At 62.8% G+C, this 20,900-nt stretch carries 20 protein-coding genes; 13 read left to right on the top strand and 7 right to left on the bottom strand.

What is annotated here, in order from left to right; translation table 11 throughout:
- Positions 1 to 984 (top strand): siderophore ABC transporter substrate-binding protein, encoded by a 984-nt coding sequence (locus O0880_RS16595; RefSeq protein WP_289887524.1) that lies wholly within the window; start codon positions 1 to 3, stop codon positions 982 to 984.
- Positions 985 to 1,092: 108 nt separating this feature from the next.
- Positions 1,093 to 3,546 (top strand): TonB-dependent receptor, encoded by a 2,454-nt coding sequence (locus tag O0880_RS16590; protein WP_289887523.1) that lies wholly within the window; start codon positions 1,093 to 1,095, stop codon positions 3,544 to 3,546.
- On the opposite strand, the gene O0880_RS16585 is transcribed toward O0880_RS16590, so the two are convergent.
- The 3 genes from O0880_RS16585 to O0880_RS16575 form a co-directional block, all read right to left on the bottom strand.
- Positions 3,543 to 3,980, bottom strand: coding sequence for a hypothetical protein (locus O0880_RS16585; protein ID WP_071325617.1), 438 nt, complete (start codon positions 3,978 to 3,980; stop codon positions 3,543 to 3,545). The two genes, O0880_RS16590 and O0880_RS16585, sit on opposite strands and share 4 nt — an antisense overlap.
- A 94-nt stretch (positions 3,981 to 4,074) precedes the next feature.
- Positions 4,075 to 4,911 carry a MipA/OmpV family protein gene (locus O0880_RS16580; protein WP_289887522.1) on the bottom strand — a complete coding sequence of 279 codons (837 nt, stop codon included), beginning with the start codon at positions 4,909 to 4,911 and terminating at the stop codon, positions 4,075 to 4,077.
- Between the two features lie 23 nt (positions 4,912 to 4,934).
- Positions 4,935 to 5,411: a hypothetical protein gene (locus tag O0880_RS16575; protein WP_289887521.1), complete on the bottom strand. Its 477-nt coding sequence runs from the start codon at positions 5,409 to 5,411 to the stop codon at positions 4,935 to 4,937.
- 159 nt (positions 5,412 to 5,570) lie between these two features.
- On the opposite strand from O0880_RS16575, the gene O0880_RS16570 reads away from it, so the two are divergent.
- The 3 genes from O0880_RS16570 (at position 5,571) to O0880_RS16560 (ending at position 9,028) form a co-directional block, all read left to right on the top strand.
- The gene (locus O0880_RS16570) at positions 5,571 to 6,665 is read left to right on the top strand and encodes a type II asparaginase (RefSeq protein ID WP_071325615.1); all 1,095 of its coding nucleotides are present in this window, start codon (positions 5,571 to 5,573) and stop codon (positions 6,663 to 6,665) included.
- 280 nt (positions 6,666 to 6,945) lie between these two features.
- Positions 6,946 to 7,797 carry an MOSC N-terminal beta barrel domain-containing protein gene (locus O0880_RS16565; protein WP_289887520.1) on the top strand — a complete coding sequence of 284 codons (852 nt, stop codon included), beginning with the start codon at positions 6,946 to 6,948 and terminating at the stop codon, positions 7,795 to 7,797.
- A 142-nt stretch (positions 7,798 to 7,939) separates the two neighbouring features.
- On the top strand, positions 7,940 to 9,028 hold the full coding sequence (locus O0880_RS16560) for a DUF484 family protein (RefSeq protein WP_289888129.1): 1,089 nt from the start codon (positions 7,940 to 7,942) through the stop codon (positions 9,026 to 9,028).
- Here O0880_RS16560 and O0880_RS16555 read toward each other — a convergent pair whose 3' ends face one another.
- Positions 9,029 to 11,008: a monovalent cation:proton antiporter family protein gene (locus tag O0880_RS16555; RefSeq protein ID WP_071325612.1), complete on the bottom strand. Its 1,980-nt coding sequence runs from the start codon at positions 11,006 to 11,008 to the stop codon at positions 9,029 to 9,031. It lies immediately after the preceding gene.
- Positions 11,009 to 11,116: 108 nt separating this feature from the next.
- On the opposite strand from O0880_RS16555, the gene O0880_RS16550 reads away from it, so the two are divergent.
- From O0880_RS16550 to O0880_RS16515, 8 genes are all read left to right on the top strand, one after another.
- On the top strand, positions 11,117 to 12,127 hold the full coding sequence (locus O0880_RS16550) for a KpsF/GutQ family sugar-phosphate isomerase (protein WP_083412032.1): 1,011 nt from the start codon (positions 11,117 to 11,119) through the stop codon (positions 12,125 to 12,127).
- A complete protein-coding gene (locus tag O0880_RS16545) occupies positions 12,127 to 12,660 on the top strand; it encodes an HAD hydrolase family protein (protein ID WP_289887518.1) in 534 nt (177 codons plus the stop codon). Before O0880_RS16550 ends, O0880_RS16545 begins: the two co-directional genes overlap by 1 nt.
- 44 nt (positions 12,661 to 12,704) lie before the next feature.
- Positions 12,705 to 13,316, top strand: a complete 612-nt coding sequence (gene lptC / locus O0880_RS16540) for an LPS export ABC transporter periplasmic protein LptC (RefSeq protein ID WP_289887517.1) — start codon at positions 12,705 to 12,707, stop codon at positions 13,314 to 13,316.
- Positions 13,317 to 13,341: 25 nt separating this feature from the next.
- The gene (lptA, locus tag O0880_RS16535; RefSeq protein ID WP_289887516.1) at positions 13,342 to 13,935 is read left to right on the top strand and encodes a lipopolysaccharide transport periplasmic protein LptA; all 594 of its coding nucleotides are present in this window, start codon (positions 13,342 to 13,344) and stop codon (positions 13,933 to 13,935) included.
- Complete coding sequence (lptB, locus tag O0880_RS16530) at positions 13,935 to 14,690, top strand: LPS export ABC transporter ATP-binding protein (RefSeq protein ID WP_071325608.1); 756 nt, start codon at positions 13,935 to 13,937, stop codon at positions 14,688 to 14,690. Before lptA ends, lptB begins: the two co-directional genes overlap by 1 nt.
- Positions 14,691 to 14,694: 4 nt before the next feature.
- Complete coding sequence (locus tag O0880_RS16525; RefSeq protein WP_289887515.1) at positions 14,695 to 16,173, top strand: RNA polymerase factor sigma-54; 1,479 nt, start codon at positions 14,695 to 14,697, stop codon at positions 16,171 to 16,173.
- 69 nt (positions 16,174 to 16,242) lie between these two features.
- Positions 16,243 to 16,605: a ribosome-associated translation inhibitor RaiA gene (raiA, locus tag O0880_RS16520; RefSeq protein ID WP_071325606.1), complete on the top strand. Its 363-nt coding sequence runs from the start codon at positions 16,243 to 16,245 to the stop codon at positions 16,603 to 16,605.
- 154 nt (positions 16,606 to 16,759) lie between these two features.
- Positions 16,760 to 17,845: an enoyl-CoA hydratase/isomerase family protein gene (locus O0880_RS16515; protein ID WP_289887513.1), complete on the top strand. Its 1,086-nt coding sequence runs from the start codon at positions 16,760 to 16,762 to the stop codon at positions 17,843 to 17,845.
- A gap of 38 nt (positions 17,846 to 17,883) precedes the next feature.
- Here the strand turns inward: O0880_RS16515 and rapZ are convergent, their stop codons facing one another.
- The 3 genes from rapZ to O0880_RS16500 all read right to left on the bottom strand — a co-directional run bounded on the left by rapZ (position 17,884) and on the right by O0880_RS16500 (position 20,641).
- Positions 17,884 to 18,747 (bottom strand): RNase adapter RapZ, encoded by an 864-nt coding sequence (gene rapZ, locus O0880_RS16510; protein WP_289887512.1) that lies wholly within the window; start codon positions 18,745 to 18,747, stop codon positions 17,884 to 17,886.
- Between the two features lie 439 nt (positions 18,748 to 19,186).
- On the bottom strand, positions 19,187 to 20,122 hold the full coding sequence (gene hprK / locus O0880_RS16505) for an HPr(Ser) kinase/phosphatase (protein ID WP_034753337.1): 936 nt from the start codon (positions 20,120 to 20,122) through the stop codon (positions 19,187 to 19,189).
- Positions 20,123 to 20,158: 36 nt separating this feature from the next.
- The gene (locus O0880_RS16500; protein ID WP_071325603.1) at positions 20,159 to 20,641 is read right to left on the bottom strand and encodes a PTS sugar transporter subunit IIA; all 483 of its coding nucleotides are present in this window, start codon (positions 20,639 to 20,641) and stop codon (positions 20,159 to 20,161) included.
- Between the last annotated feature and the right edge of the window lie 259 nt (positions 20,642 to 20,900).

Genomic DNA, 20,900 nt, shown 5'->3' with positions numbered 1-20,900 from the left:
ATGATCTGGAACCAACCTTTCTGCGCGCTTGCCGTGCTGATCGCCGCCGTGGCCGCCTTGCAGGGCTGCGCCGACAAGACGGCGAGCACGCCGCCGGCGCCTGCCGCTTCCGCCTCGCAGCAAGCGTTTACTCCCATCACGATCGAACACAAGCTGGGCGCGACCGTGATACCCCACCGTCCGCAGCGTGTGGCCGTGCTGGACATGAACGAGGTTGATTTCCTCGACCAGCTGGGCGTGCCCGTGGCCGGCATGGTGAAGGACTACGTGCCGCATTTCCTCACGCGCTACAAGGACGATGCGGGCATCCGCGACCTGGGCGCCATCGTGCAGCCCAACCTCGAGCATCTGCATGCGTTGCAGCCAGACCTGGTGCTGATGACGTCGATCCAGGCCAACCATTACAAGGAGCTGAGCCAGATTGCCCCCACCCTGCACTTCGACGTGGACTTCCAGAATAGCCAGGGCAAGCACATCGACGTCGTCAAGGAGCATCTGCTGACGCTGGGACGTATCTTCGGCAAGGAAGACGTGGCCCGCCAGAAAGCCGCCGAGCTCGATGCGAAGGTGGCCGCGGTGCGCCAGGTGACGCAGGAACGTCCCGAGAAGGCCCTGATCGTGATGCACAACAACGGCGCCTTCAGCGCGTTTGGCGTGCAGTCGCGCTACGGCTTCGTCTTCGACGCGCTGGGCGTGAAGCCGGCCAGCACGGCCGTCGAGGCGGGCTTGCACGGCCAGCCGATATCCAGCGAATTCATCCAGCAAGCCAATCCCGACATCCTTTACGTGGTGGACCGCACGGCCGTGATGGAGCGCCGTCCCGTCATGACGGCCGAGCAGATGGCCAATCCGCTGTTGCGCCAGACCAATGCCTGGAAGAACGGCCGCGTCGTCTTCGTCGATGCCGATGCCTGGTACATCACGGCGGCCAGCGTGACGTCGCTGAAACTGCTGATCGACGATGTGCTCAAGGGCTATCAATGATAGAGATTATTTTTTAGTAATGAGTCGTATTTGCATTGAGGGTTTTGCCTTTTCGTTCGGGAGATAGGGTGAGAACAAGCAATCATCCCATCTGAAAGGATTTACTTTATGACCCAACGCATGGCAACGCGCCACCTCCCCGCCTTGAACCTGAGCCGCATCGCCACCGCCGTGCAACTGGCGCTGATCACGGGCTTGACCGTGGGTGCGCTGGGCATGGCGGCCCCGCCGGCGTTCGCGCAAGCGGCGCAAGTGCGGCAAGCCTACAGCGTGCCGCCCGGTTCGCTGGGCCTGGCGCTCAACACCTTCGCGGCGGAGGCGGGCGTGGAGCTGACGGTGGATGCAGCGCTGCTGCAAGGCAAGAGCAGCGCCGGACTGTCGGGCAGCTACAGCGTGGCCGAGGGTTTTTACGCCTTGCTGCGCGGCCACGGCTTGCAGGCCGTGCGCGAAGGCAATGGCAGCTACACGGTGCGCCGCGAGAGCCTGCAGGCGCAGGGCGCCGCGGCCGAGGCGGCGGCAACCATGCCGGCCGTGACGGTCTGGGGCAAAGGCAACAGCGTGATCGATGCCTACGCGGGCGGACAGGTGGCGTCCGGCGGCCGCGTTGGGTTTCTGGGCGACAAGGATTTCATGGAAACGCCGTTCAACACCATCAGCTATACGGATAAATTCATCGAAGACCGCCAGGCCCGCGACATCACCGACGTAATTTCGGCCACGGATCCCACCGTTTTCAGCAGCGGCATGACGGGCATCATCGGCGAAAATTACTCGATTCGCGGCTTCAGTTCCGGCACCAGCGATGTCGCGTTTGGCGGCCTGTTCGGCATCTCGCCCGTGTACCGCACGTCGCCCGAAATGTTCGAGCGCATCGAAGTGCTGAAAGGGCCATCGGCCTTGCTCAACGGCATGCCGCCGGGCGGCTCGGTGGGCGGCAGCATCAACCTCGTGCCCAAGCGCGCGGGCGATGCGCCGCTGGCCCGCGTGACGGCGTCGTACATGTCCGATGCGCAGTGGGGCGGCCATATTGATCTGGGACAGCGTTTTGGCGAGCATAAACAATTCGGCATCCGCGTCAATGGCGTCTACCGCGATGGCGACGGCGCCATCGACCATCAGAAAAAGAAGACCCAGCTCGCCTCCGTGGGGCTCGACTGGCGTGGCGACGGCGCGCGTCTTTCCGCCGACCTCTACAGCAGCGAAGACCGCGCGCGGGGCTTGAACCGGGGTGTCAACCTGGCCGCCGGCTTGCCCGTGCCGCGTCCGCCGAAAGCGGAGACCTTGCTCAATCCCAGCTGGGCCTTCTATGACACGAAGGACAAGGGCGCGATGCTGCGCGGCGAGTATGACGTCAACGAACACGTGATGGCGTATGCGGCCATCGGCGCCAGCAAGGCCGACTACCAGTCGACGGGCGCCTACCTGATCCAGGTATTCAATACGGCCGGCGACTACCGCACCAACCTGGCCGACCTGGGGTTCAACCTGGAAAAACAGTCGGCGGAAGCGGGCGTCAAGGGCAAGTTCCGCACGGGAAGCGTTGGCCACCAATGGGCGGCCAATGCCACGTATTACCACCATACGGACAAGCAGTTCGGCCGCCGCAATGTGCTGGACAAGGACTGGATCACGAATATCTATCATCCCGTCTGGGGTCCGGCCACGCGCTTTGACGCACCGCAAATATCGAAGACGACATTGCGCCTGGCCAGCTATGGCCTCGTCGATACGCTGTCGTTTGCGCAGGATCAAGTGCAGCTGACGGTGGGCTTGCGGCGCCAGGAAGTGCTCAACGACAGTTTCAACGTGAAGTCGGGTGCGCGCACTTCGCGCTATGACGCGGCCGCCACGACGCCGGCCGCCGCCCTGCTGATCAAGGCTGCCAGGAATCTGTCGCTGTACGCCAATTACATCGAAGGCTTGAGTCAGGGGGCGACAGCGCCCATGACGGCGGCCAACGCGGGGGAAGTCTTTGCGCCATACAAGTCCAGGCAGATGGAGGCCGGCGTCAAGCTCGACCTGGGAGAATTCGCCCATACGCTGAGCGTGTATGAAATCAAGCGGCCCAGCAGCTATGTCGACCCCGTCAGCAATGTCTTTTCATTTGGCGGCGAGCAGCGCAACCGCGGCATCGACTGGGGCTTCTTCGGTTCGCCCGTGCGCGACGTGCGCCTGATGGGCGGCGTCGCGTACGTGGATCCAACCCTGGCGAGGACAAATAACGGCGTCAACCAGGGCAAGCAGGCGGCCGGCGTGCCCAGGCTGCAGGCCAAGCTGGGCGTGGAATGGGATGCGCCACCCGTGCCGGGCCTGACCCTGACGGCGAACGCGACGTCGGCGTCGAAGCAATACATCAACGAGGACAATTCCCTGTCGGTACCGGGCCGTACCGTGTATGACCTGGGTGCGCGCTACGCCACCCGCGCGGCGGGCCGGCCCCTGACCTTGCGCGCCAGCGTCAGCAACGTGGGCAACAAGGCGTACTGGGCGCTGCCGCAATGGACCAGCCTGGGCCTGGGCGCGCCGCGTACCTTCATGCTGTCGGGGACGATGGACTTTTAATACGTTTCCAGCGCTTCGCTGCGCGTGCCGCTGGCCTTGTCGGCAATGGCCAGCTGGCAGCGGTTGTCGATGACCTTGGCGTCGAAGCGGTAGCGGGCGCCGGGCTGGAAATGCATGCGGAACATGTGGATCGAGGTTTCATTGCCGCCCGTGGCCAGGGTTGTATTGCTCAGGCAACGCACGACGAGGCGGTGCTGACCGCCGTCGAGCGCGATTTCGGGCGCCTCGCTGGCCAGCTTGCTTTTATCGATCAGCAAGATGTCGGCATGGCAGACGCCGGGCGTGAGCAAGCCGCAAAAACTCAGCGGCGACTGGTAAGCCTCGATGATGGCGGGCGTGCCGGGGCCGTGCGGCCCGGCATACGGCGGCATGCTGCGGCACGCGGGCAACAGCGCGGCAAGCAGGGTAATGGGAATGAGTTTGCTGGCGGCCATGGACAATGTGCTGGCGCGCGGCGGATGCCACGCAAGCCAGACTTGCCATTATCTATAAATTTTTCTTAGACGCAACATTTTTTGTCTGCGCCGCTTAGTCATCGGCGCCGCGCGCTGGGCTGCCCGAGCGGCGCCACGTCCACAGCAGGCCGATGCCGGCCGAGGTGCCGCTATTCTGGCGCAGCAGGGGACTGGCGCGATTGGCGGCGCCTGAGTAAGTATCGTAGCGCACAAAGGCAAAGGCGCGCCAGTCCGGGTGCAGCCGGTACGAACCGCCCAGGCCCAGGCGGGTGAGCATCAGCCCGCTTTTGGCCGCGTATGCCGGGCGTTGATCGGTGGCAAATGCGGGGCTGACGCCATAAAAATAGTCATTGATGGCGGCATTGCCCAGCACGGCGCCGGCGCTGGCGTCCAGCTGCCACGCCTGGTCATCGCCTTGCAGCGCGTACACGAGGCGCGGTTCGAAGGTGGCGCCCTGGCGGCGCAGGCCGCCGCGAGCTTCGATGACGGCGCGCAAGGGCAGTTCCAGGCCCAGGCGGCTATTGCGGGTCGGTTCGGCCAGCTTGACCTTCAGGCGCGGGCCAAATTCCACCAGCGTGCCGAGGTCCGGCATGCCGCGCCGGGCCGGCACGTCGCTGGACCTGGCCGGCAGCGACAGGGCGAAGCCCACGTCGAACCCGACACGCTGCGTATCGAACAGGCGCGCGCCCACGCCGGAGCGGTCGGCGCGCAACACTTTCCCGCGATAAATCAGATAGGGCAGGGCCAGCGTGCGCGTCGAGCGCTCGCTGGCGCCGGGATAGGCGGGCGTGACGGCCGTGCCGCCAAACACGCCCGCTTCCCACAGGGGCAGGGCGGGTTCGGCGGCATACGCCGGCGCCAGCGCGGCGCAGAGAACGGATGTTGCCAGCAACGTGCGTGCGATGTGCATCGACCAACTCCCATCCAGTGCGGTTAGGGCGGCGTGCCGCAAGGCTGGCCGACAGGCAGCGATTCCAGGTCGGCAAACGCGCCCAGCGCCCACGATTGATGCCAGCCCAGTTCGTTGCGCACGGCCAGCGCTTCCGCCGTCTTGCCCTGGCGTTCATACAGGTCGATCAGCGCCTTGTAGCTGAGGGCGCTCGATTGCGTGCTGCGTTTCGCCAGCGCGATGGCATTGCGAAAATGAAATTCGGCCGCGTCGTAGCGGCAGGCGGCGCTGGCGGCGCGCCCCGCCTGGTGATGCAGCCGCGCCTGCCACGCGAGGTCGCCCCGGCCCAGTTCGACATTGTCCACGGCCGCCGCGTAGCTGCGCATGGCTTGCGCCCAGTCGCCCTGGCTGGCCGCTGCGCGTCCGAACTGTTCCTGCTGCGCCGCCATGCGCAGTTCCTGCTGCGTGGAGCAGGCGGCAAGCGTGGCCAGGAGCAGGGCGGAAACAAGGCGGCGTCGCATGGTCAGGAGCGGGAATGTGTGGACATGGCGCCACTGTAGCGCATGGGCGGGCGCGCACGTTTGCGCGGCATGGATGAATTGGGGATTTGTCCGGGCAGCGATGACATATAATTTGCACACGACTTTGTTATCTTTGACATATCACCTCACAGGAGCACCATGTTTTCACGTAAATTCCATTCTTGTGCACAGCTGATGCTGGCTACCTTGCTGATGGGCTTTGTCGCCGCCTCGCCTGCGCGCGCGCAGCAAGCGGCCGTCAAATTGCCGAACGTGGTGATCCTGGCCACGGGCGGCACCATCGCCGGCAGCGGCGCCGACAGCACCACCACCGTCGGCTACACCTCGGCCACCGTGGGCGTCGAGCGCCTGATCGCCGCCGTGCCGGAACTGAAGAAAGTGGCCAACGTGAAAGGCGAGCAAGTGTTCCAGATCGCCAGCGAAAGCATGGGCAACGAACACTGGCTGACCCTGGCCAAGCGCATCAACGTGCTGCTGGCGTCGCCCGAGGTGGATGGCGTGGTCGTCACGCACGGCACCGACACCATCGAGGAAACGGCGTATTTCCTGAACCTCACCGTGAAGAGCCACAAACCGGTGGTGGTGGTGGGCGCAATGCGGCCATCGACGGCCATCTCGGCAGATGGCCCGATCAACCTGTACAACGCCGTCATGCTGGCGGGCAGCAAGGAAGCCGTGGGCAAGGGCGTGCTGGTGGCCTTGAACGACCAGATCAACGCCGCGCGCGAAGTGACGAAAACGAACACGTCCACCACCGACACCTTCAAGTCGCCGGAACTGGGCATGCTCGGCTACATTCAGGGCAGCAAGGCCTTCTTTTACCGCCAGTCGACGCGCAAGCACACCTTGGAAGCGGAATTTGACATCAGCAAGCTCGATGCCTTGCCGCAAGTGGATATCGTCTACGGCTACGCCAATATGAACCGCGTCGGCATCGACGCCTTCATCGCCGCCGGCGCCAAGGGCATCATCCATGCGGGCGTGGGCGATGGCAGCGTGGCCGCGCAAATGAAGCCGGCCCTGGTGGAAGCGCGCCAGAAGGGCGTGCTGATCGTGCGTTCGAGCCGCGTCGGCCAGGGCATCGTGGCGCGCAATGGCGAAGCCAACGACGATGAACTCGATAGTGTTGTCTCCGATACGCTGAACCCGCAAAAAGCCCGCATCCTGCTGATGCTGGCCTTGACCAAGACGAATAGCACGCAAGAAATCCAGCGTATCTTCTACACGTACTGATCGCCTCTGCGCCGGGCCAGCCTTATTGGCTGAGCTTGAGCGGGGCGTAATAAATTATTCTGATGCCTGACTTCCATGCCCGGCGCCCTGCGGCCTTGCCCGCTGCTGGCAGTGCTTGCACTGCGTCGCAGCGGGCGCCGTGCAGAGCATCCGGTTCTGTTAGTCATAACGTCACAATAATTTCCCACGACCTACTTGGCCGATTTACGCTTGCCCGCTTTGCTGCCATACTTCGCTTCTGAACAATTTCCTGGCAGAAGCTGAGATACTGCCCCGGCCCATGGCTATCCTGTCCGACATCATTCTGTACCCCATCAAATCCTGCGCCGGCATCCACCTGCGCGAGGCGGTCCTGACGCATACCGGGTTGATGAGCGAGCACGTGTTCGACCGCGAATGGATGGTGGTGGACGAACAGGGCCGCTTCCTGACCCAGCGCGAACACCCGCGCATGGCGCTGATCGTGCCGCGCATCAAGGCCAGCACGCTGGAGCTGCGCGCGCCGGGCATGCTGCGCCTGGAAATCGAACTGGGTTTGCCCGATCCGCAACGCGCGCCCATGCTGGCAGTGCAGGTGTGGGACGATACGCTGCGCGCCTACGATTGCGACGACGTCACGGCCGCCTGGTTTTCCAACGCCATCGGCGTGCCGTGCCGCCTCGTGCGCTTCCACCCGGACGTGGTGCGCGCCACCAGCGCCAAGTGGACCGATGGCGTGGCCGCGTCGACCATGTTTGCCGATGGCTACCCCGTGCTGGTCGCCGGTGCCGCCTCGCTCGATGACGTCAATGACAAGCTGCGCGCTGCCGGCCGTGACGCGCTGCCGATGAACCGTTTCCGGCCGAATCTGGTGATCGGCGGCATCGGCCCCTTCGAGGAGGATTACGCCGACTTCCTGCAATTTGGCGCCACCGTGCTCAAACCCGTCAAGCCGTGTTCGCGCTGTCCGATTCCCTCGGTGGACCAGGCCACGGGCGTGCCGGGACCGGACCCGCTCGACGTCATGTACGGCTACCGCGCCAAGCCCGAGCTCGACGGCGCCATCTGCTTCGGCATGAATGCCATCGTCACGCAAGGCGGCGATGAGCGTATCGTGGTGGGGCAGGACATCGGTTTCGAACTGGCATTTTAAGCATGGCGCCCGCACACAAGGGTTTAAGGTTTCTATGAATCAAGCAATTTCGCCAGAGCCAGGCCAGCCGGGGAGCGATGCCAATGCGCCGGCCCAGCGCATTGCCAGCCTCGAAGCCGAGAACCAGGCCTTGCGTGCGCGCATGGCTTTCCTGCTGGAACAGGTCGAGCGCAACCACGACATCATGTGCCGCCACCAGGCGTTCGACCTGGAAATCGTCGGCGCGTCCACGTTTCCCGAATTGATCGGCACCATTTTTCGCACCTTGCCCGTGATTTCCGACCTCGACGGCGTGACCCTGAGCCTGCTCGACGAGGATGACGATATCGTGCTGGTGATGGAAAAGCTGGGCGTCGACTTCAGCGCCTTCCCGCAGTTGCTGTTCGTGCATGAAGTGGCGCAGCTGGGATTTGCGCCGCAAGCGTCCGTGGCCGAGGGCGAGGCGGCCCTGCCGCCCATGCCGCTGCTGGGGGCGTTCGACGCGGCCGTGCATGGCCCGCGCTTTCCGGAAATCAGCGTTCCCTTGCGCAGCGTGGCGCTGGTGCCCTTGCTGCGCAACAAGCGCTTGATCGGCAGCCTGAACCTGGCCAGCAGCGACGTGACGCGTTTTACGCCCGCGCTGGGCACGGATTTCATCAAGCACATGGCATCCATCATCGCCATTTGCCTGGAAAACGTGATCAGCAATGAAATGCTGAAATACATCGGCCTGACCGATTCGCTGACGGGCGTCTACAACCGGCGCTATATCGACCGCCGCCTGCTGGAGGAAATCGCCCGCGCGCGGCGCCAGAATTATTGTATTTCATGCATGTATATCGACATCGACCACTTCAAGCTGGTCAATGACACGCATGGCCACCAGGGCGGCGATGAAGTGCTGCGCGAAGTGGCCACGCGCATCCGCAAGGAATTGCGCCGCTCCGATGCGCTGGGACGCTTCGGCGGCGAGGAATTCGTCGTGCTGCTGATCGATGCCGACCTCGATAGCGCCACTTTCGTGGCCGAGCGCATCCGCGCCAGCATCGCCGACACCATGTTCGACTTGCCGGGCAGCGCGCAAACGTGGGTCAGCGTGTCGATCGGCGTGGCCAGCCTCGAGGCGGACGCGGCGCTGCTAGCCATCGAAGCCGTGGCGCAGCAACTGGTGGCGCACGCGGACCAGGCCCTGTACCAGGCCAAGGCCGGTGGACGCAACCGTGTCGTCAGCTGGCAGGCGCAGATCGAGTAATTATTTCAGTAGCAATGTTTCTGCTTTGGCTACGGCGTCGGCTGTGCCGCGCAGCACCACCACGTCGCCGATGGCCAGCTGGGTCTCGGGCGTGACTTCAAGGCGGCCGCGGCCGCGGCGGATGGCCGTCACAAAGGCGCCGCAGGCGGCCACGTCGATCGTGCTCAGGGGCAAGCCCACGCACTGGGCGCCGTCGCTGACGGTGACCGTGTGCAGGCGTTCCAGCTCGGCATCGTCGCCGGCGTCGCTGGTGCCGTGGAAATAGCCGCGCAGCGACGCATAGCGCTCTTCGCGCGCCGCCTGTACGCGGTGCACGACGCGGCGCAGCGGCACGCCCATCATGATCAGGGCGTGCGAGGCCAGCATCAGGCTGCCTTCCATCAATTCCGGTACCACTTCGGCCGCGCCCGCCTTTTTCAGCTGGTCGAGGTCGCTGTCGTCGTGGCTGCGCACGATGACGGGCAAGGTGGGCGCCAGCTCATTGAGCAAATGCAATAATTTGAGCGCCGACGGTGTGTTGGCATACGTGATCACGACGGCGCTGGCGCGGTAGATGCCGGCCGCCACCAGGCTTTCGCGCCGGCCCGCGTCGCCATACGACACGTGGGCGCCCGCCAGCTGCGCCTCCTGCACCCGTTCCGGGTCCAGGTCCAGCGCGTGGTATTCGATCTTTTCTTCCGCCAGCAGGGTGGCCAGGCTTTGCCCGCTGCGCCCGAAGCCGGCGATCAGCACGTGTTTTTGCGACGCCATGGTGCGCGTGGCGATCCTGGTCAGCGCCAGCGATTGCATCATCCAGTCGTTGGCCGCCAGTTTCATGACGATGGCGTCCGACTTGGCGATGAGGAAGGGCGCCACCAGCATCGACAGCACCATCGACGCCAGCACCACCTGCACGACGAAGGGGTCCATCAGCTTGATGCCGCCGGCCAGGTTCAGCAGGACGAAGCCGAATTCGCCCGCCTGCGCCAGCGCCAGGCCCGTGCGCAGCGAAACGCCCGTCGACGAGCCGAACAGCCGGGCCAGGCCCGCGATCAGGGCAAACTTCAGCAGCACGGGGCCGCACAGCAAGAGCAGCACCAGCCACCAGTTGTCGAGCACGACGCGGATATTGAGCAGCATGCCGACGGTGATGAAGAACAAGCCCAGCAGCACGTCGCGGAATGGCTTGATATCCTCTTCCACCTGGTGCTTGAATTCCGTCTCGGAAATGAGCATGCCGGCCACGAACGCGCCCAGGGCCAGCGACAGCCCGGCCCGTTCCGTAATCCAGGCCGCACCGAGCGTGATCAGGAGCAGGTTGAGCATGAACAGCTCTTGCGAGCGGCGCTTGGCGACGATGGTCAGCCAGCCGCGCACCATCTTCTGGCCGATGAACAGCAGCAAGATCAGCACGACCAGGGCCTTGCCGCCGGCCCAGGCCAGGGTTTCGGCCAGGTTGTCCGAATCGCGCGTCAGGGCGGGGATGAGGATCAGCAGGGGCACGACGGCCAGGTCCTGGAACAGCAGGATGCCGATGATCTTGCGGCCGTGTTCGCTTTCCAGCTCCAGCCGTTCCGTGAGCATTTTCGAGACGATGGCCGTCGACGACATGGCCAGTGCGCCGCCCAGGGCGAATGCGGCTTGCCAGCTCAGGTGGATGTAGGCGGACAGGTAGCGGGCGACGAACCAGCCGAAGACGACGGTGGCGACGATGGTGGTGACCACTTGCGCCATGCCGAGGCCGAAGACGATGCGCCGCATGGCGAGAAACTTGGGTAGCGAAAATTCCAGTCCGATGGAAAACATCAGGAAGACGACGCCGAACTCGGCCAGCGTATGGCTCGCTTCGTTTTCCGCCGCCAGGCCCAGCGCATGGGGGCCGATGACGATGCCGACCGCCAGGTAGCCCAGCATGGGCGGCAAATGCAACATTCTGAAAGCGACCACGCCCAGTACGGCGCTGCCGAGTAACATCAGGGTCAGTTCAAGCGAGGAAAACATGGGTTGCCCGGGAAGCTCAGTGGAAATCGTTGTTTGTTGTGACTGGCAAGTTTTTTGCTTTCCTAATTCGTTTATACTTTGGGCATGAGTGTAACCCATGAAAAAACAATGCTGAAAGCTTTTGATCGAATTGACATGCAGGCGACCACCGAGCGCGCCGTGGCGCTGGCGCGCACCACCCTGCAGATCGAGTCCGACGCCATCGTTGCGCTGCATGCGCGCCTGGCCACGGACGACAGTGTGGGCCGCGCGGTGGCAATGTTGCTAGAATGCAAGGGGCGTGTCGTCGTCTCGGGCATCGGCAAGTCGGGCCATATCGCGCGCAAGATTGCCGCCACCCTCGCTTCCACCGGCACGCCGGCCATGTTCGTGCATCCGGCCGAAGCGGCCCATGGCGACCTGGGCATGGTCACCTCGGACGATGCGTTTATTGCCATATCGTACTCGGGCGAATCGTCCGAACTGATGGCCATCATGCCGGTCGTCAAGCGCATGGGCGGCGTGCTGATCGCCATGACGGGCAAGCCGAATTCGAGCCTGGCCCAGCTGGCCGACGTGCATCTGGATATTTCTGTTGAGAAAGAAGCCTGTCCGCTGAACCTGGCGCCGACGGCCAGCACCACCGTCACCCTGGCCCTGGGCGATGCGCTGGCCGTGGCGCTGCTGGATTTGCGCGGCTTCAAGGAAGAAGATTTCGCCCGCTCGCACCCGGGCGGCGCCCTGGGCCGCCGTCTGCTGACGCACGTGCATGACGTCATGCGCAGTGGCGAGCAGGTGCCGAAAGTCGCCGTGCAAGCATCGTTGCTGCAGGCGCTAGAGGAAATGACGAAGAAGGGCATGGGCATGACGGCCGTCGTCGACGCGGACAACCGCCCGGTGGGCGTGTTTACCGACGGCGACTTGCGCCGCATGTTCGAGCGCGTGCAGGATTTCACGAAAGTGGCGATCCGCGACGTCATGCATGCGCAGCCGCGCAGCATCGCGCCCGAGCGCCTGGCCGTCGATGCCGTGGCCGTGATGGAGCAGTACCGCATCAACCAGATGCTGGTGGTCGACGCCGATGGCAAACTGGTCGGCGCACTGCATATTCATGACCTGACACAAGCGAAGGTGATCTGATGGAGAGCGTGGCGGACAACCTGGCACGCGCGGCCAAGGTCAAACTGATGATCTTTGACGTCGATGGCGTGCTCACCGACGGCAGCCTGCATTTCGGCCCGGACGGCGAAATGATGAAGACGTTTAATGTGTATGATGGCCTGGGCATCAAGCTGCTGCAGGAATCGGGCGTGCAGACGGCCATCATCAGCGCGCGCCGCTCGGCCATCACGGCACGCCGCGCGCAAGATTTGGGCATTACCCATGTGCATCAGGGCGGCCACGACAAGCTGACGCCGTTTCGCGAATTGCTGGCGCTGACGGGCTTGACGGAAGAGCAATGCGGCTATATCGGCGACGACGTCATCGACGCCCCCATCCTGAAACGCGTGGGCTTTGCCGTCAGCGTGCCGGGCGGCCGCCCGGAAGCGCTGGATCTGGCCCACCATGTGACGCAGGCCGGCGGCGGCCGTGGCGCCGTGCGCGAGATTTGCGAATTCCTGCTGCGTGCACAGGACAACTATGTGCGCGTCATGGCGCCGTTCCTGGAGTGAGGCGCGAGCCTTGCCGCCAGTAACATTTGAAAGAGTGAAGCAATATGCGTAAGCCAGGAGGCGCCCATCGCTGGCGCATGATTTTTACCGTGCTGGGAGCGGTCGCGTTCGCGCTGGGCAGCTTTTGGCTGCTCGAAGTGATGAACAAGAATGGCCAGGACATGACGGCCAGCAAGCACCTGGACGAACCCGACTATTTTGTCACCAATTTCAGCCTGGTGCGCATGGATTTGACGGGCAAGCCCAGCTACATCGTGTCCGGCACCAAGCTCACGCATTACCCGGCCGATGATTCATCCGATATCGACCAGCCTTTCGTGCGCAAGCTGACGCCCGACATGCCGCCGATGAACATGAACGCGGAACTGGCGCATATCGACCAGGGCAATAGCCGATTGCAGCTGCACCGCAAGGTCGTGATCGACCGCGTGGCCAGCCCCAAGGCGCAGAACCTGACGCTCAAGACGGAAGCGCTGACGGTGTTCCCTGATGAAGAGCGCATGGAAACGGACGTGCCGGTCGACATGCTAATGGGAACCAATCAGGTGACAGGCGTGGGCATGAAGGCCAATAACGCCACCGGCGTGGTGGAAGTGCAGCAGTCGCTGCGCATCGTCCTCCCGCCGAGACCGCGCCCGGCCGCGGCGGCACAATGACAGAATGAAACAAGGAAACCATACTATGAAGAATATCTTGCTGTTGACCCTATTCTCGACCGTCTGCTCGCTGGGCGTGATGGGGGCGGCGCATGCCGAGAAGGCCGATTCCGACAAGGAAGCCGTCATCACCGCCCAGCGCGGCCAGATGGATGACATCAAGCAAGTACGTACCCTGACGGGCGACGTGGTGCTGGTGAAGGGTACCTTGACCATGAAGGCGGGCCGGGCCCTGATCACGGAAGATCCGCAAGGCTATCAATTCATCACCTTCTGGGCCGATCCGGGCAAGCTGGCCACCTTCCGCCAGAAGCGCGATGGCGCGGGCGACCTGTGGGTGGAAGGCGAAGCCGAGCGCGTGGAATACGACAACAAGACGGAAGTGGTGAAACTGTTTTCCAAGGCCAAGCTGACGCGCCTGGAAGGCACGAAAATCACCGATGTGGCCAACGGCGCCTTCATCTCGTATGACAGCCGCAATGAAGTGTTCAATATGGAAAATACCGACAGCGGCACCAGCTCCCCGGGAGCCGGCAGCGTGCGCATGGTGATCCAGCCGAAGACCAAGGCACCCGCGGCGGAGAAAGCGCCGGCGGCGCCCGCGCCAGGAAAGAAATAATGGAAAATACACGTTGCGGCAGTACCCTGATCGTCCGCGGGCTGCAAAAGACCTATGGCAAGCGGCAAGTCGTACATGATGTTTCGCTGCAAGTCGAATGCGGCGAAGTGGTGGGCTTGCTGGGCCCGAACGGCGCCGGCAAGACCACCTCGTTCTACATGATCGTCGGCCTGGTGCCGTCGGATGGCGGTACCATCGATATCAGCGGCGTGGATATTTCCAGGCTGCCGATCCACCGCCGCGCGCAGATGGGCCTGTCCTATCTGCCGCAGGAAGCGTCCGTTTTCCGCAAGCTGACGGTGGAAGACAATATCCGCGCCGTGCTGGAAATCCAGACCGTCGAAGGCCGTCCATTGACGAAGGCCGAGATCGAGGAGCGCCTGGATAAATTGCTGGCCGACTTGCAGATTGAAAAGCTGCGCGAGAACCAGGCCTTGTCGCTGTCGGGCGGCGAGCGCCGCCGCGTGGAAATCGCCCGCGCGCTGGCCACGGACCCGCGTTTCGTGCTGCTCGACGAACCGTTCGCCGGCGTCGACCCGATCGCCGTGATCGAAATCCAGCGCATCGTGCGTTTCTTGAAGGAGCGCAATATCGGCGTGCTGATCACCGACCATAATGTACGCGAGACGCTGGGTATCTGCGACCGTGCCTACATCATCAACCAGGGCTCGGTGCTGGCGTCGGGACGCCCCGACGACATCATCGCGAACGAGTCGGTACGCCGGGTCTATCTGGGCGAACACTTCCGCATGTGAGCCAATGAAACAATCATTGCAGCTGCGCACCTCGCAGCACTTGGCACTGACGCCGCAGTTGCAGCAATCGATACGCCTGTTGCAATTGTCTACCCTGGAATTGCACCAGGAGCTAGAGCAGCTGTTGACGGACAATCCCCTGCTCGAGCGTCTCGACGATCCGCTCGACCGCTCGTTGCGCCTGCTGTCCGATGGCGCCTTGAGTTCGACGGCCGCGCCGGCCGAGGCACCGCCCCAGCCACCCAGCCAGGAGGCGCCCGCGGCGCCGGCCGAAGCGGATGGGTTTGACGGTGAGGCGGGCGAGAGTCCGGCCGCCATGGATGGCGGCGACAGCGACTGGAGCGAAGCGAGCCGGGGCAAGACGCCCGACGACGAGGATGCCCGTCCGCAACTCGAAGCCCATCACTGCACCTTGCGCGAACACCTGATGGAGCAGATGCGCGTGACGGTGCTCGAATTGCGCGACCGCGCGCTGGTCGAGCTGATCATCGACGCGCTCGACGACAATGGCTACCTGGAAGAGTCGCTCGACGACATCCTGGCGCGCCTGCCGGCGGAGCTGGACATCGATGCCGACGAGCTGCGCACGGCGCTGGCGCTGCTGCAAAGCTTCGATCCGCCGGGTGTGGGGGCGCGCAACGCCTCCGAATGCCTGGCGCTGCAAATCAAGCGTTTGCCGCATATCGCCCTGGTGACGCGCCGCATGGCCATCGTCATCGTGGAAAAGCACCTGGCCTGGTTTGCCCAGCGCGATTTCAACAAGCTGAAAAAAGCCCTCGATTGCGACGACGAAGACTTGCGCGAGGCGCAGACCGTGATTCGCCTGTGCAATCCGCACCCGGGCGCCGTGTTCGCCTCCGACGTTTCCGACTACGTGGTGCCGGACGTGGTCGTCAAGCGCGCGCGCAATGGCTGGCAGGTGACCCTGAACAATGACGTCATGCCGCGCCTGCGCGTCAATGCCATGTATGCCAACCTGCTCAAGCAGGGCAAGGGTGAGGGCGCCATGGGGGCACAGTTGCAGGAAGCCAAGTGGCTGATCAAGAATATGCGCCAGCGCTTCGACACGATCCTGCGCGTGGCGCAGGCGATAGTAGAAAGACAAAAGAACTTTTTCTCGCATGGGGCCGTTGCCATGCGCCCCCTTGTGCTCCGTGAAATAGCTGATACACTGGGTTTACACGAGAGTACTATCTCGCGGGTAACAACTCAAAAGTACATGCTGACCCCGCACGGCATGTTCGAGTTGAAATATTTCTTTGGTAGCCACGTCGCCACCGAAGCGGGGGGCGAAGCGTCATCGACGGCGATACGGGCATTGATCGTGCAACTGACAGGAGCAGAAGACCCTAAAAATCCTTTATCCGACAGTAAGATTGCGGACATGCTGGGAGAACAAGGCATGGTGATTGCGCGACGTACTGTTGCCAAATACCGGGAAGCGTTGAAAATTCCGCCAGTGAGTCTGCGTAAGTGCTTGTAGTTTTTTCGGTTCCTCTGCGGGCCGGATACGATGGACACCGCACGAACCCGATCATCTTTAGGAGTGTGTATGAATCTCACCATCAGCGGACATCATCTCGAAGTGACACCAGCCATTCGTGAATACGTACAAACGAAGCTGGAGCGCGTGAAACGTCATTTCGATCACGTTATCGATATCGCCGTGATTCTGACCGTGGACAACCTCAAAGAGAAAGAAAAGCGTCAAAAGGCCGAAGTCAACCTGCGTCTGAGTGGCAAGACCGTCTATGTGGAAAGCCTGGCGCAAGACCTGTATGCCGCGATCGATACCCTGATCGACAAGCTGGACCGGCAAGTGATGAAATACAAAAGCAAAGTGCAAGGGCACGGTAAAGAGGCGATCAAGCATCTGCCAGACAACTCAGAGGATGAAGCCGTCGTCGCCGTCTAAGGCCACCCGCTTCCAGCAGTTGTGATCAACTAAGGGCGCACATCTTGCGCCCTTTTTTGCGCCCGTCACCCTTGCGCACGGATCGCCTGGCCGAACGCAAGGTTGTTCCTGCAGGCGCTAGAATGTTGGCACTTTCACTTCTTGCCTGCCTGCCATGAGCGACTTCGTCCACACCTCTATCCGCAACCGCACCGCGCACATTGTGCTCGACCGCCCGAAAGCCTTGAATTCCCTGTCGCTGGAGATGGTGCGCACCATGAGTGCCGCCTTGCTGGCCTGGCGCGACGATCCGCAGGTGGACGCCGTGGTGATACGCTCGAGCAGCGAAAAAGCCCTGTGCGCCGGCGGCGACATCCGCTTCTTTTACGATGCGGGCCGGGCCACGCCGCAGGGCGGCAGTGCGCTGCTGGAAGATTTCTTTACAGAAGAATATGCTTTAAATCATTTAATTCATTTCTATCCGAAACCGTATATCGCCGTGATGGATGGCGTGGTGATGGGCGGCGGCATGGGCGTGGCGCAGGCCGGCCCCGGCAACCGCTTGCGCATCGTGACGGGCCGCACGCGCATGGCCATGCCGGAAGTCAATATTGGCCTGTTTCCCGATGTGGGCGGCAGCTATTTCCTGTCGCGCCTGCCTGGCCAGCTGGGTCTGTACCTGGGCTTGACGGGCCTGACCATCGGCGCGGCCGATGCGCTGTACACGGGGCTGGCCGATGTGTATCTGCCGGAGACGGCCATGGAGGCGCTGACGGCCCTGTTCGAGTCGACGCCCGGTGAAGGCTTGCCGGTGGCCATCAAGGCCCTGGCGGCGTCATTCCAGGCCGAGGTGGGCGTCTCTGCGCTGGCGGCCGTGCGCACGGTGCTGGACCGCCATTTCAGTGCCGCTTCCGTGGCGGCCATCATGGCATCGCTGGCGCAGGATGACAGTGCGTTCGCGGCCAAGGCGCTGGCGGCAATGCGCCTGCGCTCGCCGCTGATGATGTCGGTCACCCTGGAATTACTGCAGCGGGGCGCACACCTGGGCGTGGCCGATTGCCTGCGCATGGAGCGCACGCTGGTGCGCCACAATTTTACGCATGGCGAGGTGCTTGAAGGCGTGCGCGCGCTCGTGGTCGACAAGGACCATGCGCCGCGCTGGCAGCCGGCCAGCCTGGACGAGGTCGATGCGGCCATGGTGGCGCGCTTCTTTGCACCGGTCTGGCCGGCGCAAGCGCATCCGCTTTGCCATCTGAATTAACAGGGCCAAATACAAGCGACGCGCGGTCGCTTGGCGTTCTAGCTACGTTCGCGGTGGCGCAGGACGACGCGTTCATTCGGGCTGAAATACTGCGCCAGCCGTTCCGCCATGTACACGGAGCGGTGCTGGCCGCCCGTGCAGCCGAGCGCCACCGTCAGGTAGCTGCGGTTGTCGGATTTGAATGACGGCAACCATTTCTCGATGAAGGCGCGTATGTCGGCCAACAGCTCGAGTGCGCTCGGTTGCGCATCGAGGAAGGCGATCACGGGCGCGTCGCGGCCGTCGAGCGGGCGCAAGGCCAGGTCGTAATAGGGATTCGGCAGGGCCCGCACGTCGAAGACGAAATCGGCGTCGAGCGGCACGCCCAGCTTGAAGGCGAACGATTCGAAGAACAGGGTCAGCGGCGCCCGTTCGGAGGCGACGATATCCTTGATCCAGGCGCGCAGCTTGTTGGCGCTCAGTTCCGAGGTGTCGATCACATGGCCCAGCTGTTCGATGGCCGACAGGCGTTCGCGCTCTTCCGAGATGCATTCGATCAGGGTGCGGCGGCTGGCCGGATTCTGGTTCGGACGCAGCTCATGCGACAGCGGGTGGCTGCGCCGCGTTTCCGAGAAGCGCGCCACCAGCGAGTGCGTGGTGGCTGTCAGGAACATGACCTTCACGTCATGCCCCTGGTCGCGCAGCAGCGCCACATTGTGCGGCAGGCTGGTCAGTGACTCGGCGCTGCGTGCATCGACGGCGACGGCCAGTTGCGGTGTGCCTTCATCGAGCAGGGTTTGCACCAGACTGGGCAGCAGCGCCGGCGGCAGGTTGTCGACACAATAGTAGCCGGTATCTTCCAGCACATTGAGTGCCACGGATTTGCCGGAGCCGGATATTCCGGTAATAAGGACCATATGCATATACCGATCATACAATAAAGATCGGTGCTCTGCCTCGAAGGCAATTATCTTTACAAATTATTGCATTTGGAGCCTTAGTGTTGGTTACATTTAATTGTTGTCGACGGGTCTGCCTCCGGCGTTCATCGCCACTCATGGCGCGTCGCTGGTGCAGCAGGAAAATGACGCAGCATGGCTGCGTGCCTGCGTCACGGTTCGCCCTTGCCAGGGCGGACTCCCTGGCAACATTAATCGCCACTCATGGCGAGTCGTTGGTGCAGCAGGGAACTGACACAGCATGGCTGCGTGCCTGCGTCACGGTTCGCCCTTGCCAGGGCGGACTCCTTGGCAACATTAATCGCCACTCATGGAGAGTCGTTGGTGCAGCAGGGAACTGACGCAGCATGGCTGCGTGCCTGCGTCACGGTTCGCCCTTGCCAGGGCGAACTCCTTGGCAACATTAATCGCCACTCATGGCGAGTCGTTGCCGCTCCATGAACTCCTGCAAGGTGTCGATGCCGCGCAGTTGCAAGATGGTATTGCGCACGGCCGCTTCCAGCAGCACGGCGATGTTGCGGCCGGCGGCGACGGGGATGACGACCTTGCGCACGGGCAAGCCCAGCACGTCTTCCGTGGGGAACAGGAATGGCAGGCGCTCGACTTCCTCTTCCAGCGCATTGCGGCGCACAAGGTGCACGATCAGTTTCAGGCGCATCTTGCGGCGCACGGCCGTTTCGCCAAAGATGGCCTTGATGTCGAGCAAGCCCAGACCCCGCACTTCCAGCAGGTTTTGCAGCAGGGGCGGGCAGCGGCCTTCGATCATGTTCGGCGCGATGCGCGAGAACTCGACGGCGTCGTCGGCCACCAGGCCATGGCTGCGCGAGATCAGTTCCAGGCCCAGTTCGCTCTTGCCCAGACCCGAGTCGCCCGTGATCAGCACGCCGACGCCCAGCACGTCCATGAAGACGCCATGCATGATGATGCGCTGCGCCAACTTCTTCGACAGGTAGACGCGCAGGAAGTCGATCACCTGCGCGGCCGGCAGCGGGGTCGAGAACAGGGGAATGTTTTGCTCGTCGCAGATGGCGAGGATGTCGGGTGGCGTTTCCAGCCCTTGCGCGATGATCAGCGCGGGCGGCCCGCCGGCGATCAGCTCGCCAATCACGTGGGTGCGCGTATTGACCTTCAGGCGCTGGTAGTAATTGATTTCCTGGTGGCCGAAGACCTGGATGCGGCCCGGATGGATCAGGTTCAAGTGGCCCACCTGGTCGGCGGCTGACGAGACGTCGCCCGAGATCAGGCGTTCGCCGCCGGGGAAGCCGGCGAACCAGCCCAGTTGCAGACTTTCACGATTGTCGTCGTACAGGCGTTGTATCGTCAGCGGCGTTTGCAACATGGCAGTCTTCTTCAGGAGTGGAGGAATACCTGAAGTTTAACCCGCCGCTTGAAGACTAGGTTGCCAATTGACGATGCGCGAATGCACGGATTTCGGTTCCGGATCCGTGGCCAGGGCCGTGCGGAAGGCGTCGTCGGAAAACATTTCGGCGATTTCCGACAGGATTTCCAGATGTTGCTGGGTGACATGATCGGGAATCAGCAGGAAAAACAGCAGATTGACGGGCTTGCCATCGGGCGACTCGAACGGAATCGGCTCGGCCAGGCGCACGAAGGCGCCCAGTGGCGCTTTCAGCGTCTTCATGCCCTTGATGCGGCCATGCGGCACGGCCACGCCATGACCGAGGCCAGTCGAACCCAGGCGTTCACGGGCAAACAGATTGTCCGAGACGGTAGAGCGGGCGATGCCGTAATTGTTTTCGAAGATCAGGCCGGCTTGCTCGAAAGCGCGCTTTTTGCTGGACACTTCCAGATCCAACAGGACATTTTCGAGAGATAGTATTTTGCTAAGATTAGTCATGACACTCAATGAAATGGTGCAATGCGCAGAGGGCTTGCGAGCCGAATTATAGGCCTGTTTCCGCGGCCTGTAACGCCAATTCTCAACAGTATACGCCCGCTGCGGGCGCAGTGGGCGCTACGGCCCATGTCACCCTCATTTTAGCAAAAAAATAACACCGGGGTGTATCGGCTATTTCCTGATTAAAAACACGGGGCGCGCCGGTTTTTCCGTCGCCGAATGCCGATTTTCCGACTTTTCAGCGCTTTTATGATGCCTC

This window comes from Janthinobacterium sp. SUN118, assembly GCF_030397695.1.
Taxonomy (GTDB): Bacteria; Pseudomonadota; Gammaproteobacteria; order Burkholderiales; family Burkholderiaceae_D; genus Janthinobacterium.
The sequence above is the reverse complement of the archived record's forward strand: the minus strand, read 5'-3'. Positions and strand labels throughout refer to the sequence as shown.